A 17658-nucleotide genomic window follows, 5' to 3' on the forward strand; every position below is an offset into this window, starting at 1 on the left:
TCATCCGGGTACCGCTTGGGGGGCGGCATGTTGGGGTGCAACCCGCCGTCGTCGTCACCGACTTGGTCCGACCAGCCAGGCTGCGAGGAATCGCCGGCGTCCCCAGCGGGCGGGTGTTCACCGGTCGCATCACCCGGGTCAGTGCCCAGGCGCGGTGGAATCAAAGGGGACGGCGTGCCGCCGCTCTCGTTTCTCGCTCCACCGTCATTGAACGCCTGCACGCCGAACGCCGCTGTCCCGAACGCCGCCGCCGCTGCGATGGCCATGAGAACGCCCTTGCCACGTCGGCCCGTACGCGGGCCGCCCGTACCGTCCGAGGCGGAGGCAAGCGGTGCGGTGGCCGTGGCGGGCTTGACCGGGACGGGACTCCACTTGTACCGCAACGTCTCGAAGGCCCGATCGACTTCTGCTGCGGCCATGAGTACGCACGGACAGGGAGATGTGCCGTCGATCCTGATATGTGCCCCGCATGTTGAGCACGTCAGCGCTGCCACCCTCGGCCCCCTCAACGGATCCGCTGTGTCGTGGTCGGGTTCCCGTGGCACTGTTCACGCGCCGAGCACGGCGCACAGTCCGCAGGCTCGTTCGACGTTAAATGAGATCGCGGTCACAGAACCGATAGTGCTCTGCTTATGAGCAGACTCTGCACGGATGAATGGTGCTGCACCTGACAACTCGGCCGATATCCCGAGCCGTCGGTGACCTCGCCTCACCCAAGACGTGAGCACGTGAACTGGCCCGGACGATCAAGGAGTTGCGTACGTCGGCCGTGAACCGCTCCATACGGAAGCGATGTTGCAACAAGCCCAGCAGGCAGCCACCGGGCGCGAGCGTGCGGTGGAACTCGGCTGGAGGCGGGACGCGTTCGACGTAATCGGCGGCGACCGTGTCGTACGACTCGCGCACGGCGGTCAGAAAGGAGGGCTCAGACATGCAGCCGACCCGGACCAGAGACCTGAAGGGCCCTTCCACGACCCCGAGTTGACCCGCGCGACATCCACCGCCGGACCCACGGCCGGTCCCCGGCGACAACCGCCGCGGAGATCCGGCCGTGGCCCGTACCCTGCCGCTCAGTCGATCTTGACCTCGGGCTTGTAGAGGTCGTACCAGGTCGCCAGGTCGAGCGCCCGCTCCAGCACCATGCGCTGGTGCGTGCTGACCTCCGGGCCCGGGGCCTGCGCCGCCTCCCGCAGCGGGGCGTGCTGGATCAGCTCCAGCATCGGATGCCCGGACGAGAGGAGGTCCGCCGTCTGCGACTGGATCGCCGCCAGATAGCTCGGGTCGAAGCTGCCCGGATAGCCGCTCTTCTTGCGCTCCGCCACGGACTTCGGCAGCAGATCCCGGGTGGCCTCGCGCAGGATGCTCTTCTCCCGCCCGTCGAACGTCTTAAGCGACCAAGGGGTGTTGAAGACGTACTGCACCAGCCGGTGATCGCAGAACGGCACCCGGACCTCCAGCCCCACCGCCATGCTCATCCGGTCCTTGCGGTCCAGCAGGGTCTGCACCATCCGCGTCAGATGCAGGTAGCACACCTGCCGCATCCGCTTCTCCAGACCGGTCTCCCCGTCCTTGAGCGGTGTCTTCGAAACGGCCGTCGCATAGGCGTCCTTGAGGTACGTGTCCACTTCGAGCCTGCCGGCGACGTCCGGCGACAGCGACCCGCTGAAGTCGAGGCGTATGCCGCCGCTCATCCACGGGAAGACGTCCGCCTCGCGCCGCTCGTCGTGGAACCACGGATAGCCGCCGAAGACCTCGTCCGCCGACTCTCCCGACAGCGCCACCGTCGAGTGCTCCCGCACCGCTTTGAACAGCAGATACAGCGAGTTGTCCCGGTCGCCGAGCCCGACGGGCAGATCCCGGGCGCCCACCGCCGCCCGCCGCACCGCCGGATCCGACAGCGCCGCCCCGTCCAGCACGATGTCGCTGTGGTCGCTGTGCACATGCTTCTGCACCGCGTGGACGTACGGGGTGTCCTGGGTCGGGGCGACGTCGACCGGCTGGAAGTTCTCCTCCTGATCGGGGAAGTCGACCGCGAAGCTGCGTACCTTCTCGCCCTGTTCACCGAGCTGCTTGGCGGCCAGCGCCGTCATCGCCGAGGAGTCCAGACCGCCGGAGAGCAGCGAGCAGCGCGGTACGTCCGCCACGAGCTGCCGCGCGATGATGTCCTCCAGCAGATCGCGTACGTGCGCGACCGTCTCCTGCTCACTGTCGGTGTGCTCATGGGCGGTCAGCCGCCAGTACGCGTACTCGCGCAGGCCGTTGCGGTCCAGCACCGCCACGTCGCCCGGCTGGAGTTCGCGCATCCCCTCCCAGACCGCGTGCCCGGGCGTCTTGGCGAAGGTGAACACCTCGCGCAGGCCGTCCGTCCCGACGACCGCGGGCGCGAGGGAGTTGGCCAGGATCGCCTTGGGCTCGGAGCCGAACAGCACGCCGTCGTCGGTCTCGTAGTAGTAGAACGGCTTGATGCCCATCCGGTCGCGGATCATCACCAGCTTCTCGGTCCGCGTGTCCCAAATGGCGAACGCATACATCCCGTTGAGCTTCTCGGCCACCTCCTCGCCCCACTCCAGGTAGCCGTGCAGGACCACCTCCGTATCGGAGTCGGTGGTGAAGCGGTGCCCGCGGCGCCTCAACTCCTCCCGCAGCTCGGTGTAGTTGTAGGTCTCGCCGGAATACACCATCGCCACCGGCCCGTCCGGGGTCTGCACCTCCATGGGCTGGGCACCGCCAGGGAGGTCGATGACGGCCAGCCGCCGGTGACCGAGCGCGGCCCGCTGATCCACCCAGGCGCCCTGAGCGTCCGGACCGCGGCAGGACATCGTCTCTGTCATGGCGTCGAGGGTCTTGCGCTGGGTGGTGAGGTCACGTCGGTAAGAGACCCATCCTGTGATGCCGCACATGGAGTCCTACCTCTTTCCACGAGGAACCAGTTGCCTGTACGTACCATCTACCTTTCCGTGCGCACACCGGAACTCAGCGCATCCGATTTCAGGGGTGTTGTTTCTCACCGGTAAATTCTTCGCCTCGTATGTTTCGTGGAGATGTCCCAACTCCCTTGCGGCGACGGGGAGTTGAGGCCCGTCCATACCGGACTCGGCGGTTGCCGCTGGGCCCGATCGCGGGCGACCGACGCCTCCGGCCCGGCCAGAGCCGGGCTCGGGGACCACTCAGGTGTGCTGTTCGAGCACGTCGGTGACCGGCGGCTGCGACTGCGTGACCCAAGCCCAAGCCCGCATCGCCGGGCTGCCGCACGTCGCCGCGCACCTGGAGAACGGTTACGGCACACCCGTAGGGCCGTCCACTGTGACGGCCGAAATCAAGATCGCGGACTACGGGGGGGGACCCGGGTTTCACCGGGTGCCCCTTCTGACGTGTGCATTTGCCACCTGGCGGAGGCGATGGGATCCCAACCCTGGGCTCGACCCCGACGAAGTGCGCTTCGACGACCCGGAGCCCGTCGAGTGGCGCCGGGGTGGGCCCGAGGTATGGCACTACCTACTCTCGAACCCCGAATTGCCGTTGCCTGACGGCCTTCGGCCAGACGGTCGGCGCCCGCACAGTCCAAACCGACCCGTGAAGACGTTCAGCGGGATCTTGTCCGGCGAATCCGGCTCGTGATCGCGTGGGAGTCCGTTCCTCCTCACACGCCGGTTCACGCTTCCATCGGTGGCAGACCCGGCAACACCTTTTCCAGGGTGATGGGGAAGTCGCGGACGCGCGTTCCGGTCGCGTTGAACACGGCGTTCGCGACAGCGGCGCCGGCCCCGCAGATGCCGAGCTCACCGGCGCCTTTCGAGCCCAGGGCGTTGGCCTTGTCGTCGTGCCCGTCGAGTACGGCGACGTCGATGTCGGGGATGTCGGCGTGCACCGGCAGCAGGTACTGCGCGAAGTCCCGGGTGGCGATGGCGCCGGTCCGAGGGTCCACGAAGGCCTCTTCCTGAAGGGCCGCGCCGACTCCCCAGATCATGCCGCCCATCAGTTGCGAGCGGACGGTCTTGGCGTTGAGGACGCGGCCCACCGAAAACACGCCCAGCATCCTGCGCAGCCGGATCTCGGCGGTGTCGGCGTCGACGCCCACTTCGGCGAAGTGGGCACCGTAGGTGTGGATCGAGTAGTCGCTGTAGTTCGGATCATCGCCCATGAAAGGAATCTCGCCCTCCGCATCCAGGCCCTGGGGATGGTTGCGAGCGACGATCTCCCTCATCGGTTCGGATCTGCCTCCGATGCTCAGCTTGCCGTCGGAGAAGAGGGCGTCCGCTGGGTCCAGACCGTGCAGGGGGGATCGAGGGTCGCCCTGCGCCGTCGAGAGCAGCTTCTTACGCAGGGCCTGGCAGGCGCGGTGGAGCGCGGTGCTCGAATTGCAGGCGCCCCACGAGCCCCCGGACCCCCAGCTGGCCGGAAAGTCGGAGCGCCCCAGCTCGACCCGCACCTGATCGGACGTCAGTCCAAGGGCCTCCGCGGCGACCTGGGTGAGGATGGTGTAGGTGCCCGTACCGATATCGGTCATGTCCGTCTGCACCACAGCCGTCCCGTCGGTTTCCATCCGCACGCGCACCGCCGTCGGCCCCTGGAAGTGCTTGCGGATACCGGCGGCCATGCCGTAACCGACCAGCCACCGCCCTTCGCGGACACTCGCGGGCGCGGTGGGGCGACGCTCCCAGCCGAACCGGCGCGCCCCCTCGCGGAGGCACTCGACCAGGCGCCTTTCGCTGAACGGCACGTCTCGCTCGGGATCGGCAGTGGGCTCGTTGCGGATCCGCAGCTCGACAGGGTCCATTTCCAGGGCGTGGGCCAGCTCGTCCATAGCCGACTCCACCGCGAGCAGCCCCGGAGCCTCGCCGGGAGCACGGACGTCCGCTCCCTGCGGCAGATCGACAGGAGTCAGGCGGTGGGTCGTGGACCGGTTGGGCGCAGCGTAGAGGCTGCGGGTGGTGGCGGCCGTCTGCTCGGGGTACTCCCTGTCGGGCCTGGTGTGCATGGTGACGTCGTGGGCGATCGCCTCCAGCCGCCCGTCGCGCGCCGCGCCCAGCCGGACCCGCTGGCTGGACGTGGGGCGAAGGCCGGTGAGGTGGAACATCTGCTGCCGGGTCAGTGCGACCTTGACCGGCCGGTCCAGCGCGCGAGCGGCAAGCGCCGCCAGGATCGTCTCCGCGTGGATGCCCAGCTTGGAGCCGAATCCCCCGCCGACGTAGGGGGCGACGATGTGGATGCGCGCCGGGTCGGCGCCGAGCGTGCCGGCAAGCGAGGCATGTGCCGCGTCGACGATCTGGGAGCTGACGTAGACGGTCAGGTCCTCGCCGTGTGGCTCCACCAGGCACGCGTGTGGCTCCATGGGCATGGACAGCTCGTACGGTGTCGTGTAGCGCTGATCGACTTTCACCGCCGAAGCGTCGAATCCTGTGTCGAAGTCACCGGCAGCGGTGTCGGTGGCCATACCTGCATTGACCGATGCCGGTGCGTATCCCTCGTCCCTATGAGCAGCGAAGTCGAATCGCCCCGGCTCGGCGGCGTATTCCACGTCGACCAGTTCGGCCGCCGCACGGGCCTGTTCGAAGGTTGCGGCGACGACCAGTGCCACCGGCTCGCCGTAGTGGTGGATCTCGGGACCGGTCAGTACCGGCTGGGCGCGCCAGTACTCGAACGGGATGGACTCGTCGCGGGCGCCCTGGGCCGGGGCGTTGTGATGGGTCATCACCACGTGGACTCCGGGGGCGCCCTCGGCGCTTTCGCTGTCGATCCGCGTGATCCGGCCCTTGCCGATGGTCGCCCCGACGATGAACCCGTACAGCGGTGGGGCCGCCACCCAGTGCTCGTAGGCGTAGGTGGCGCGGCCGGCGACCTTCGACGGTCCGTCGACGCGGTTCAGAGCCTGACCGATCATCTCGCGTCTCCTCAGCCTGCCTGGGCCGCTTGCGCCAGAGTCCGGGACAGTGTGCGCTTGGCCAGTTCGATCTTGAAGTCGTTGTACCCCTGTCCCACCGCGCCCTGCATGGCCGCCTCCGCGGCCGTGCGATACGTGGCCATCGTTGCGGGACGGCCCGTCAGCGCGTCCTCCGCCTCGACGGATCGCCATGGCTTGTGGGCCACACCGCCGAAGGCCACGCGCGCCTGGCTGATCGCTCCGTCCTCGATCGCGAGGACGGCCGCTACGGATACCAGCGCGAACTCGTAGGACGCCCGGTCGCGCACCTTGCGGTAGATCTGCCGGCCCGCAGGAGGCACAGGCAGGAGTACGCCCGTGATCATCTCGCCGGGCCGCAGCACCGTCTCGATGTGCGGCGTATGGCCCGGCAGCCGGTGGAAGTCCGTGACAGCCACGCGGCGTACCGCCTGATCTGCACCGAGGAGTTCGACCTCCGCGCCCAGGGCGGCCATCGCGACTGCCATGTCCGAGGGGTGGGTGGCGATGCAGGAGTCGCTGGCGCCGAGGATCGCGTGGATGCGGTTGAACCCCCCGATCGCCGCACATCCGGACCCGGGATCCCGCTTGTTGCAATCCGCGGCGGTGTCGTAGAAGTACGGACAGCGGGTGCGCTGCAACAGGTTTCCGCCGGTGGAGGCCTTGTTGCGCAACTGCCCCGACGCACCGGCGACCAGCGCCTGCGACAGCACCGGATAGCGGGTCCGCACCCGGGTGTCGGCCGCCACGTCGGAGTTCGCCGTCTGGGCGCCGATGCGCAGCCCGCCGTCGGGGAGGTCCTCGACCTCCCGCAGCGGAAGCCGGCTGATGTCGACGAGATGGCTCGGCTTCTCGATGTCGAGCTTCATCAGGTCGAGGAGGTTGGTGCCGCCGCTGATGAATTTCGCACCGGTCTTGGACATCGCATCGAGGGCGGCGTCTGCGGTCATCGCTCTCTCGTAGGTGAACGACCTCATGCCGGACCCCCCTCGGCGCCGTCGCGGATGGCCGCGACGATGTTCGGATAGGCGGCGCACCGGCAGAGGTTGCCGCTCATGCGCTCCCGGATCTCCTCGTCGCTCAACTCGATCCGCGATGACGCCACATCAGCGGTCGCATGGCTGGGCCAGCCCGCGTCCACCTCCGCGAGCATGCCGACAGCCGAACAGATCTGACCGGGTGTGCAGTAGCCGCACTGGAAGCCGTCATGCTCGACGAAGGCCCGCTGCATGGGATGCAGCCCCTTGATGCCGTCCAAGCCTTCGACCGTGACGATTTCGTCGCCCTCGTGCATCACGGCAAGCGTCAGACATGAACAGACCCGCCGACCGTTGATCAGCACCGTGCACGCGCCGCACTGCCCATGGTCGCAGCCCTTCTTGGTCCCGCTGAGCCGCAGATGCTCGCGAAGCGCATCCAGCAGAGAGACCCGCGGGTCCACCTCAAGCTGCCGAACCCGACCGTTGACGCTCAACTTGATCGCGAGGGGCCTGTCCCCGGCGCCCTGACCAGGCCCTGTGCCGTCCGTCCCTGAATCGCTCATCGCAGCCCACCTTCCTCGCCGATCATCGAACGATCCCTACGCCACGCCGGTGCCGCCACGCCGAGCGAGACCACGACCTCGGTGTCCTGTCCGCGGCGTAGTGACCGCATCCCGCACGCGTCCGCGTGGTCTCTACCGCCGTCACCTCACCGGTGCTCGTGGAGTCCACGACCCGCCGCGGTGGTTCGGGCGAGGGCGTCAGGCCAGCAGCGTGAGTGCGACGGCGCGACCGGAGGCACCGCTGACGCCGGGCCCCGGCCAGCTCGCGGCACCAATGAGGTAGAGACGCGGGACGGCAGTGGCGTAGCCGCCGCGGTGAGCGGGGATCGGGCGCTGCGTGAAACCTTGGACGAGGCCGTTGTGGCCGCCGGCGTGGTCTCCGGGGCCGGCGTTGGGATTGCTGGCCGCCAGGTCTCCGGGGGTCAGCACATGGCGGCCGAGGACGAGTCGGTCGAGGCCCGGGATGTGCAGGGCCGCTTCCTCGATCATGCGGTCTGCGAAGTGCTCGGCCATCGAGCGGGTCCATGCCCCACCGGCTGCGATCACCCCAGCTGCGTCTCCACGCGGATGAATCGGCGCGTCCATGACCTGGAGACGTGCGACGGCGCGGCCTGCCGGTGCACGTCCGTCGTCGACCGCCGTCGGTTCGTGCCACGAGATGGAAGGACGGGCCGGGAGGAACCCGTCCTCGGCCTGGCGTACCGAGGTGGAGAGTTCGTCGGCACCGTGCCCGAGGTTGATGCCACCGCCGAGGCCCAGCCGGGGGTCGGTGAAACGGGGTTTACCGGAGAGAGCCAGGTTCAGTTGGAAGCAGCCCCGGCGGTAGCGGTAGCGGGCGGCCTGAGCCCGGACCCCGGCGGGGATGCCGGGCGCGTCACGAAGCAGCCGGCCGTAGAGCTGGTCGGGGGTGGTGGAGGCGATCACCGCCTGGCGCGCCATGAACCTCTCGCCGTCCTGCGTGCCTACCCCCGCAGCTCCGTCACTGTCGAGCAGGATGTGCTCCGCCTCGGTGCTCGTGCGGATCTCGCCGCCGAGCCGGGTGACCAGAGCGACGAGCGCCTCGGTGAGTTTCCCGCTGCCGCCGACCGGTGCCGGATTCCCCGCGCCCAGGATGTTCACCAGCACCGCTGCCCACATGGCGCCGCCGGCGTCGTGGGGGCTGAGGCCGACGTGCAACAGCCAGGGTAGGAGGACGGAGCGCAGTTCTTCGGTGTGGAACCGCTCGTGGATCAGGTCCCACCCGCTGCCCGTGAGCAGCTCCTTGAACGGTAGCGCGCTGTCGGCGCTGTCCCGGTCGAGCTGGCCGATGAGGGCTGTGGCCTCGCGGGAGGCAAGATCCATGCCGAGGAGAGCGAAGAGGGACTCCAGGTACGGGGCGAGGTCGGTTTGCAGGCCCGTCCACGCCTCCCTCTCGCCCAGTCTGTCGAGTTCACGGGCGAGTGGGTCGGGATCGGTCGGGATGATCGCCGTCCTGCCGTCCGGCAGTGAAGCACCCGTCGCGATGTCCCCCTGGACGTAGCGCAGGCCGAGTGCCGCCAGGTCTTCGCCGAGTTCGGCGAAGACCGGTCCGTTGACGAGGATGGGGTGCAGCGCTGAGAAAGTGTCGTGCACGAATCCCGGCAGTGTGAGTTCCTCGCTGCGCACCCATCCGCCGGGCGTTGGGGCACGTTCCAGAAGGCAGACGCTGCGGCCCGCTCTGAGGAGATACACGGCGGCGACCAGGGCGTTGTGGCCCGCGCCCACGAGCACCACGTCGTACGTTCGCTGAGAGGCCATGCTCCGAATCTAGGAACGGCGGTGGCACCCCGCGACCGGAGCTCGGCGCGAGGCCGCACCGGGATTCCACAGGACGGGCGGCCGGGCCACCTGACCCTGCTCGACGGACGCGACGCGATCGCCGACCGAGCCGGCAGGGCGCCCTCGGGGCGTGCGTCCGGCGCGATCAGCTGGTCAGCAGGCGACTGGCGAATTCACCGATCATGACTGTGGTGGCGTGCGGATACGAGCTGACGATGGTCGGCATCACCGACGCGTCCGCGATCCGGAGCCCGTCGACGCCGTAGACCCGGAGGCCGGGGTCCACCACCGTTCCCATGGCGCAGGTGCCGACGGGGTGGAAGTAGGGCATGGCGGCGTCCCGGATGAACGAGACCGTCTCAGCCCGCGTCATGCTGCTGCCCGGCGCCACCAGCCTCTTGGCGATCTCACGGAAGCCGGGGCCGTTAGCCATGTCGAAGCCGATCTCCACTCCGTCGGCGAGCGCCGCGATGTCTGCCTCGTCCTGCAGCAGGTTTGGCTGGATCTCGAGCTCACCCCCCTCCCGCATTTTCACGTACCCCCTGCTCTGCGGCCGCGACAGCCCGGGCGCGATGCAGAAGCCCTTCTCCGGAATCGTGTACTGAGCACCGATCTCCGGAGTGACGAAGGGGATTTGCATGGACACGAACATCAGGTCCGGCCGACTGATATCCGGTCTGCTCTTCCAGAATGCGACGCTGCCCTCCAGGTTGTTGTTCGGCGCCGGAAGTGGACCGTTCGCGTCGAAGCACAGGCTTGCAAGGAACGGATGCTCCTGGAGGTTCTGTCCCACATCGGGCAGGTCCACATTCGTTTCGATGCCGGCAGCCGCCAGATCGCCTGCCGGGCCGATTCCGGAAAGCATCAGCAGTCTCGGGGTGTCGATCGCGCCGGCGCTGAGCACTACCTCGGTGAGCGCGGACGCCGTCACCTGCTCTCCGTCCACGACGTATTCGACGCCGGTGCAGCGGCCTCCGGACAGGACGACCTTCTGCACCCGTGCACCGGTCACGACGGTCAGCCGGTTCCTGTTCCGGAGAGGCGTGACGTAGGCATCCCACGGATTGACCCGGCGACCGTCGCGGATGTTCATGGTGACCGGACCGACTCCCTCGGGAGCGGCGACGGTCACGTCGTCCAGATACGGCATGCCCATGGACTGCCCGGCCTCGATCAGGGCCGCGGCCACCGGGTGCAGATCCTTGGCGCGTTCCACATGCACGGGCCCGCCAGAGCCGTGAAGCCGGCTCTCACCGTCTTCCCAGTCCTCGCTGCGCTTCAAGAGCGGCAGGACGGACTCGAAATCCCAGCCGACGTTTCCGGACGCGGCCCACTCGTCGTAGTCCGCTTGGTGACCCCGCGTCCAGACAAGCGCATTGATACCGCCCGAGCCCCCCAGCAGCTTCCCCCGGGCGAGTGGATGCCGCCGGTCATGCGTCGCCGGATGAGGCGTGTAGCTGTACCCGTAGTCGAAGGCGGACCCGACATTCTCAACCCAGCGTGTCGGATCGTAGAGGCTCGGCGCGTCCGCATCTCCGTCGCCGTTCTCAAGCACCAGAACACTGGCATCGGTCTCCTCGGCCAGGCGACGTGCCACGACGCTCCCCGCCGATCCTCCACCGACGACCACGAAGTCGAAGTTCGAGTCGCTGTCCGTCATGATTCCGTCCCATCGTTGTTCTGATCGCCAATTTCGCAATGTTCGGGCGAAGGGAAGTGATCGACCGCAGGAGGTTCAGGGGACGCGTCCGTTGCCGGTCAACCGGCGTCCGCCGGCCGGGACCGATGGAGGCACAAACCTCTGCGCAGGCATACGACCAGCTTGAGGACATGCCGACGGGCCCGCATCCGGGCCGTCGCCTTGCCGAAGGCCCGGGGAGCGAGCACGTGTGAGTGCACTGCGTCGGGAGCAGCAGCCGGACCTGGCGAGGTAGCTGCCGCGGCAACTTCTGCAACCTCAGGCTTGATCGTCGCCATGGCGAGCTTGATCACAGCCCTGATTGCATGGCGGGCGTCGAGACATCAAACGACGCCCAACCGCCGAGACCAGGATGACTCCCGCACCTAAAAGCGACCAGTTCCACCCGTCATGATGAGCAGCAACCGAGATCTCGGCTCTGGGCCGTCTCTAGGCCGTGCGACGCCACACAGGAGGGGTGGCCAACAACGACCGATGCGGGAGCCCGGCCCCAGCTTGTGACCCGAAGGCCGACGCTCGCAGGTACCAACAAAGCGCAGTAAGACCCAGAAGAACTGAGCGAGCCGAATCGTTCAATCCTCAGCTGGGGGCTTCAGGCGATGGCGGACGAAACGTTTGGCTGAGCCCGATGGCGATCACGACTACGGTTACGAACAGCCCGATGCCGAACAGTGGCCAGACCAACTGCGTTGCCAGCCATGCAAAGAGCCAGATCAGAGAGCCCCAAGGGCAGGGATGAAGAAGGTCGCCCTGCTAAGAAGCCGAGAATCTGCCGAAGCACCGTCGTCACGTGAAACACCCCTTAGCTGTACCGAGTTGAATCCCTTACGCGTTCATCAACTCAAAACGGCCAAAGGTGACAAAAGAAGTAGACTGAGCTTTCGTCATTACCAGGACGGACTGGGAGGATGCCCAGGAGGCCACTGCCGTGCCACTTCCCGTGCCAGGCCGAGCGGGGAACACGGGGAACCGCAGTCACCACCGGGCCACACCCCACAACAACGGCCCCCGACCAACTTCCCTGGTCGGGGGCCGAGTTGCCTGCTCTCAGCGCGGAGGCGGTGGGATTCGAACCCACGGTGAGGGATCACCTCACGACGGTTTTCAAGACCGTTCCCTTCGGCCGCTCGGGCACACCTCCCCGCGCCGCCCCTGACGGGCGGCGCGGGGTCAGCCTAGCGAATGGCCGCCGGGGTCACTGATCGCCCTTGCGGGCGCCCAGGGTCACGTCGGTCGTGGACTCCTTGCCGTCCCGCTTGTACGTGATCTTGACCTTCTCGTCCGGCTTGTGGGTCCAGATCGTGCCGATCAGGGTGGGCCCGCTGTCGATCGTCGTGTCGTCGAGCTTCGTGATCACGTCGCCCGACTTCAGGCCCGCCTTGTCCGCGGGGCCGTCCTTGGTGACCGCCGCCTGGCCGTTCTGGCCGCGGTTGGCGATGACCGCGCCGCCGCCCTTCTGGTCCATGGTGACGGTGGCGCCGATCACCGGGTAGACGGGCGTACCGGTCTTGATGAGCTGGGTGGCGACCCGCTTCGCCTGGTTGACCGGGATGGCGAAGCCCAGGCCGATGCTGCCGGACTGGCCACCGCCCAGTCCGCCGCCGCCGTCACCGCCGCCGGCGGACTGGATGGCCGAGTTGACGCCGATGACGGCGCCCTGCGCGTTGAGCAGGGGGCCGCCGCTGTTGCCCGGGTTGATGGACGCGTCGGTCTGGAGCGCGTTCATGTACGAGGCGTTGCTGCCCTGTCCGTCGCTGGAGGCGACCGGGCGGTTCTTGGCGCTGACGATGCCCGTGGTCACGGTGCCCGAGAGGCCGAAGGGCGCGCCGATCGCGATGGTGGCGTCGCCGACCTTGACCTGGTTGGACTTGCCGAGGGGGAGGGGGGCGAGCTTGCGGTCGTCGGCGTTCTTGAGCTTGATGACGGCGACGTCGTAGCCCTGGGCCTTGCCGATGACCTCGGCCTCGTACTTCTTGCCGTCGGAGAACGTGGCGGAGAGCGCGCCGCCGTCCGCCGCCGAGGCCACCACGTGGTTGTTGGTGAGGATGTGGCCCTGCTTGTCGAAGACGAAGCCGGTGCCCGTGCCCTCCTGGCCGCCGCCCTTGGTCTCGATGGTGACGACGCTGGGCAGGGTCTTGCCGGCTATACCGGCGACGGACTTGGGGGAGCGGTTGAGCGCCCCGGAGTCGGAGCCGGAACTGATCGTGGTCGACGAGCCGTCGTCCCGCTCGGCGGCCCAGAAGCCGATGCCTCCCCCGATGCCACCGGCGACCAGCGCGCAGACGGCGACGGCCGCGAGCAGTCCGCGCGGCAGGCGCTTGCCGCTCGGCGGCGGGCCGGGCGGCGCGGGCGGCGCGCCCCACGGGTACTGGGGTCCGCCGGGGCCCTCCGGACCGCCGGATCCGGGACCGCCGGGTCCGCCCGGTCCCGTACCGCCGTACGCGGCATGGCCCCCCGGAGCGCCCGGGGCGCCGCTCCCCCACGGGCCGCCGCCTCCGGAGCCCGGGGCGCCGTAGCCGGCTGCCGGAAGCGGAGTGGTCTGCTCGGTCTGCCCCGGCGAACCGGACGACGCGGACGACGCCGGAGGTGCGGACGGTGCAGGCGGAGTGGATTCGGACTTGCTCATGCTCTGCCCCTGACGGTCGGCGGCTTCGGGCTCGCGGGCGCCGGCAGCAGCTTCGTGCGCGTCTCTGTCCTGCACCGCGGGGGGCGTGGGAGTCGGCCCCGCCGCCGGCGTGGCGGCAGCGCCCTCGTTCTCGGTGCTCACAGACATCTCCTCATCAGCTACACGCCGTCGCAAGCCGGGCGCTCACGCGCTCCGGCACCGTGCACAGCCTTTCCCATGGTGCGTCAGACGGACGTAAGACGCCGCCCGAGCCCGGGAAGCAGTCCTTTACAACAGGCATACGGACACCCCCGCGACGGACCCCCCGCCGGCCGCCCGTATCCCGGTGGCACGATAACCCGGTGAGCAATCACAGCCTCTCCGGGTCGCGTCTCTCCCCCCACCGCCCGGTCTCCGTCATCGCGCACCGCGGTGCCTCCGAGGCCGCACCCGAACACACGCTGGCCGCATACCGTAAGGCGATCGAGGCGGGTGCCGACGCCCTGGAGTGCGATGTACGGCTCACGGCGGACGGCCATCTCGTCTGTGTGCACGACCGCAGGATCAACCGCACCTCCAACGGCCGCGGCGCGGTCTCCGCTCTCGAACTGGCCGACCTCGCCGCACTGGACTTCGGCTCGTGGAAGAAGGAGGGGCCGGACGAGGACCCGTACGAGTCGCCCGACCAGGAGGCCAGCGACCGTACGTCGGTGCTCACGCTGGAGCGTCTGCTGCAACTCGTGGCGGAGGCGCCCCGCCCCGTCGGTCTCGCCGTCGAGACCAAGCACCCCTCGCGGTGGGCCGGTCAGGTCGAGGCCCGGCTGCTGGAGTTGCTGGAGAAGTACCGGACCGCGGTGCCGTCCGTACGGATCATGAGCTTCTCCGCGCGCTCCCTGCACCGCATCAGGGCCGCCGCACCCCACATCCCGACCGTGTACCTCATGCAGTTGCTGCTGCCCCGCCACCGTGACGGCCGTCTGCCTCCCGGCGTGCGCATCGCGGGGCCGAGCCTGCGCATCCTGCGCGCGCATCCCGGCTACGTGGAGCGGGCGCACCGGCTCGGCTACGAGGTGCACGTGTGGACCGTGAACGACCCGGAGGACGTCGAGCTGTGCGTACGGCTCGGCGTGGACGCGCTGATCACAAACCGGCCACAGGAAGTCGTGGCTCAACTCGGCTGAGACGTCGAATTGTCGTCTTCGTGTTACGTGCGACACACACGGCCACCGGCGGCAGGCGGGCCGCGCGGCCCAATTCGCCCTGGTTCCATGCCGCTTACCTGGGGTGCGCCGGTGCATTCGCGCTGTATTCGATGCCGCGGAATGCGTCAAGCGGGCATGCGTGGCCGGTTTCCGCCAGACGTTCGCGGGGCACTTATCGAATTGGCGTGGGGCAAAGGAGGTCTCGGGGGTGGCGTTGGTTATGGCACAGAACGTGCCTGCTTCGTCGACGATGGCCGTGCCTCACGGCCCCGCCGGAGTAGGGGCCGCACGGCGCAGGATGCGCGCCGATCTGCTGGCCAGCGGAGCCGCCGAATCCGTCGTGGACGACGCGGTGTTGATCCTCTCCGAGCTGCTCAGCAACTCCTGCCGGCATGCTCGGCCGCTGAGCCGGGACGACTTCGTACGCGCGAGCTGGAACCACGACGGCCGCGGCGAGTTGACCATTTCCGTGACGGACGGCGGCGGCCCCACCCGGCCGCTTCCGGCGACTCCGTCGGTCAGCGCCCGCGGCGGACGCGGTCTGGCGATCATCGGTGCGCTGGCGCGTGATTGGGGCGTACGCGAAGAGGCGCGGCAGCAGGTTCCCGAGCAAGTGCGCTCCGAGCTGCCGGAATTCGCGGGCGGAATACGTCAGGCCGAGAGCGAGTCCGTCAGGGGTGTCACGGTCTGGGTGGTGCTGGCGTCCGGCTCCGATGTCGGGGAGAAGTTGGCGGACAGCCTCGCCTTCGATCTGGCGGGAGCCGACGAGGTGTGCTGAGCCGCTGAGCCCGCTGCTGAACGCGGGTTCCGGGGCGGAGACTTGGCGCCGCGCATAAGTGCGGAGTGCCGGGCGGAGCTGTCGTCCGCAGCGTGCTCGCGGAGCTTCCGCGTGCAACTTCCGTGCGGGCCACGGAGGTTCGGCACCAGGGGCGTACCCGCGGGCCGCCCGGCGACACGCGGAACGCCTTACGCGCCGCTTCTCACCGGCTAGGCTCGCGGCGACAGCCGGCGCACGCACTTCCCGCGGGCAGGCGACCCGACCACCGCCCGGCCCGCGTCGCGGTCCCGCCACGCGCGTGTACGCGGCGCGGAGTGGGCACCGGCCGCGCCGGCCGTTCCGACCGCATCGCGCGCCCACGGCACCGACCATGCCGACCGTGTTCAGGCACCGGCCGGGCATGGGCACGCGCGCACCCGACTCCGACCCCGAGCCGAACAACGGAATACCCGGCAGACCACAGAGACCTGCACACCGCACACGACCCAGCCAGACCCAGCCAGATCGAGCCGGACCGAGCCGGACACCGACCGACGGCCGCCGAGCGGTCCCCACCGGACCCGGGCGGCCCCTTCCACGACCGAAGACCTGGAGAACCGCACCTCATGGCCAAGAAGCGCCGCCCCCAGCCCAAGGCCACAACACCGCGAACCACCGGCGGGGAGGTCCCCGTCGTCGGCGCACGCGAGCCCTGCCCATGCGGTTCAGGGCGCCGGTACAAGGCGTGCCACGGGCGCGCGGCGTCGCACGCCGTCACGGAGCTGGTCCGGCGTCCCTTCGAGGGGCTGCCGGGAGAGCCCGACTGGGTCGCGATGCGTGAACTCGTGCCCGCCGCCACGGCGCAGTTGACGCTCAAGGACGGCCTGCCCGAGGGCGTGCCCTCCGTGACGCTCGCGACGGTGCTGCCGATGGCGTGGCCGGCGCTGCGCCGTGACAACGGCGAGGTGCTGGTGGGACTTCAGAACGACACCGCTTCGGGTGACATCAGCCGCGATCTCGCGGACACCCTTCAGCGTGCTTTCGAGACCGACCCCGGTTCGCCCGTGGACGCGGGACGCGCGGCGCCGGACGGGCCGCGGCTACAGGATCTGCTCGACCTGGACGCGCAGTTCACGCCGGAGGTGCACAGCGGCTTCGAGTTCTGGCTGGGCGACGGCAGCAACAGTGCGGCCGGTGAGGTCGCCGCTTCCCTGGAGCGTGCCAATTCGGCCGCGATTCCCACCGCCCGGCTCTCGGCGGCGGAGGGCGCGTACTGGTGCGAGACGCCCGAGAAGAACCACCTGCGCTGGGTCATGACCCATCCGGAGGAGAAGCTGCTCGACGCGCTCGCGCGGCTGCACGCCGCCGGCGGCTCCTCGCTCGGCGAGGACACCCGGCTCGTCGGCTCGTTCCGTGCGCACGGCCTGGTCGTTCCCGTATGGGATCTGCCTGGCGGAATGATCGCCGAGGACTGCGAGAAGCCGGCGGCCGAGTTCAGCGAACGGCTGGCCGGAGCGCTCGCTTCCGAGGCGGCGCTCACTGCGGACGAGCGGCGTGCGCGCAGCGGGCTCATGAACCGCCAAATCACTCTGAGTTGAACGGAATAGACCGTTCCGCAACGACCACGCGGAGAAAGTGTGCCGTGACTCGCGTCACACAGCGCGCTTGTATGCGCATACTGGCAGGTAAATCAACGTCCGGATCTGCGCGATCGAATTTGCTAACGGCAGATCTCTTGTTACCTTTCTAGGAGCCCGGTCGCTGGTGCATCCCCCGTCGCCAGCGACCGGGTTCTTTCATGGGCGGGTCCGTACGTTGCCGGAGCCGCCCGCCAACTCCCCCGCGACGGATGCGAGTTGGCTCTCTTCTCGGCGATGTCAGCCGCCCTACCGCGGCACCGGATCCCGCACTCACGGCTCGGCCACGCCCGCCCCGTGGCCCCGCTTCCCCGGGCACCTCATCGTCCGCTCGCGTCCGGATCCCCGCGGACATGGCACAGATCCGCACACGGACAGCACGGTCAGCACGGCCCCGACCGCGGCCCGCCGCAGCGCGAGCCCCTCGCCTTCGTGCGTACGACTCAAGGGCGGTGACGGTCCGCTGCGTGCGGCCGGACCCAACGGCCCCTCGACGGCGCCGACTTGGCGCACGGGCGC

General features: G+C 69.0%; 10 protein-coding genes and 1 tRNA gene. 3 read left to right on the forward strand and 8 right to left on the reverse strand.

What is annotated here, in order from left to right:
- Nucleotides 1-1070: 1070 nt before the first annotated feature.
- The 8 genes from asnB to HCC61_RS27060 all read right to left on the reverse strand — a co-directional run bounded on the left by asnB (nt 1071) and on the right by HCC61_RS27060 (nt 13705).
- The gene (gene asnB, locus HCC61_RS27025; RefSeq protein WP_169139848.1) at nt 1071-2900 is read right to left on the reverse strand and encodes an asparagine synthase (glutamine-hydrolyzing); all 1830 of its coding nucleotides are present in this window, start codon (nt 2898-2900) and stop codon (nt 1071-1073) included.
- Nucleotides 2901-3652: 752 nt separating this feature from the next.
- Nucleotides 3653-5881 carry a xanthine dehydrogenase family protein molybdopterin-binding subunit gene (locus HCC61_RS27030; RefSeq protein ID WP_169139850.1) on the reverse strand — a complete coding sequence of 743 codons (2229 nt, stop codon included), beginning with the start codon at nt 5879-5881 and terminating at the stop codon, nt 3653-3655.
- 11 nt (nt 5882-5892) lie between these two features.
- A complete protein-coding gene (locus HCC61_RS27035) occupies nt 5893-6876 on the reverse strand; it encodes a xanthine dehydrogenase family protein subunit M (protein ID WP_169139852.1) in 984 nt (327 codons plus the stop codon).
- A complete protein-coding gene (locus HCC61_RS27040) occupies nt 6873-7442 on the reverse strand; it encodes a 2Fe-2S iron-sulfur cluster-binding protein (protein ID WP_169139854.1) in 570 nt (189 codons plus the stop codon). Before HCC61_RS27040 ends, HCC61_RS27035 begins: the two co-directional genes overlap by 4 nt.
- A gap of 198 nt (nt 7443-7640) precedes the next feature.
- Nucleotides 7641-9218 carry an NAD(P)/FAD-dependent oxidoreductase gene (locus HCC61_RS27045; RefSeq protein ID WP_169139856.1) on the reverse strand — a complete coding sequence of 526 codons (1578 nt, stop codon included), beginning with the start codon at nt 9216-9218 and terminating at the stop codon, nt 7641-7643.
- Between the two features lie 166 nt (nt 9219-9384).
- On the reverse strand, nt 9385-10899 hold the full coding sequence (locus tag HCC61_RS27050) for a GMC family oxidoreductase N-terminal domain-containing protein (RefSeq protein ID WP_169139858.1): 1515 nt from the start codon (nt 10897-10899) through the stop codon (nt 9385-9387).
- A 1092-nt stretch (nt 10900-11991) separates the two neighbouring features.
- Nucleotides 11992-12079, reverse strand: a tRNA-Ser gene (locus HCC61_RS27055).
- A 54-nt stretch (nt 12080-12133) separates the two neighbouring features.
- Nucleotides 12134-13705 (reverse strand): trypsin-like peptidase domain-containing protein, encoded by a 1572-nt coding sequence (locus HCC61_RS27060; protein ID WP_169139860.1) that lies wholly within the window; start codon nt 13703-13705, stop codon nt 12134-12136.
- 200 nt (nt 13706-13905) lie between these two features.
- Here HCC61_RS27060 and HCC61_RS27065 point away from each other — a divergent pair, with 200 nt between their 5' ends.
- From HCC61_RS27065 to HCC61_RS27075, 3 genes are all read left to right on the forward strand, one after another.
- Complete coding sequence (locus HCC61_RS27065) at nt 13906-14724, forward strand: glycerophosphodiester phosphodiesterase (RefSeq protein ID WP_169139862.1); 819 nt, start codon at nt 13906-13908, stop codon at nt 14722-14724.
- Between the two features lie 229 nt (nt 14725-14953).
- On the forward strand, nt 14954-15523 hold the full coding sequence (locus tag HCC61_RS27070; RefSeq protein WP_169139864.1) for an ATP-binding protein: 570 nt from the start codon (nt 14954-14956) through the stop codon (nt 15521-15523).
- Between the two features lie 605 nt (nt 15524-16128).
- A complete protein-coding gene (locus HCC61_RS27075) occupies nt 16129-17100 on the forward strand; it encodes a DUF5926 family protein (protein ID WP_169139866.1) in 972 nt (323 codons plus the stop codon).
- The last annotated feature ends 558 nt before the right edge of the window (nt 17101-17658 follow it).

Source organism: Streptomyces sp. HNM0575 (genome assembly GCF_012726265.1).
Taxonomy (GTDB): Bacteria; Actinomycetota; Actinomycetes; order Streptomycetales; family Streptomycetaceae; genus Streptomyces.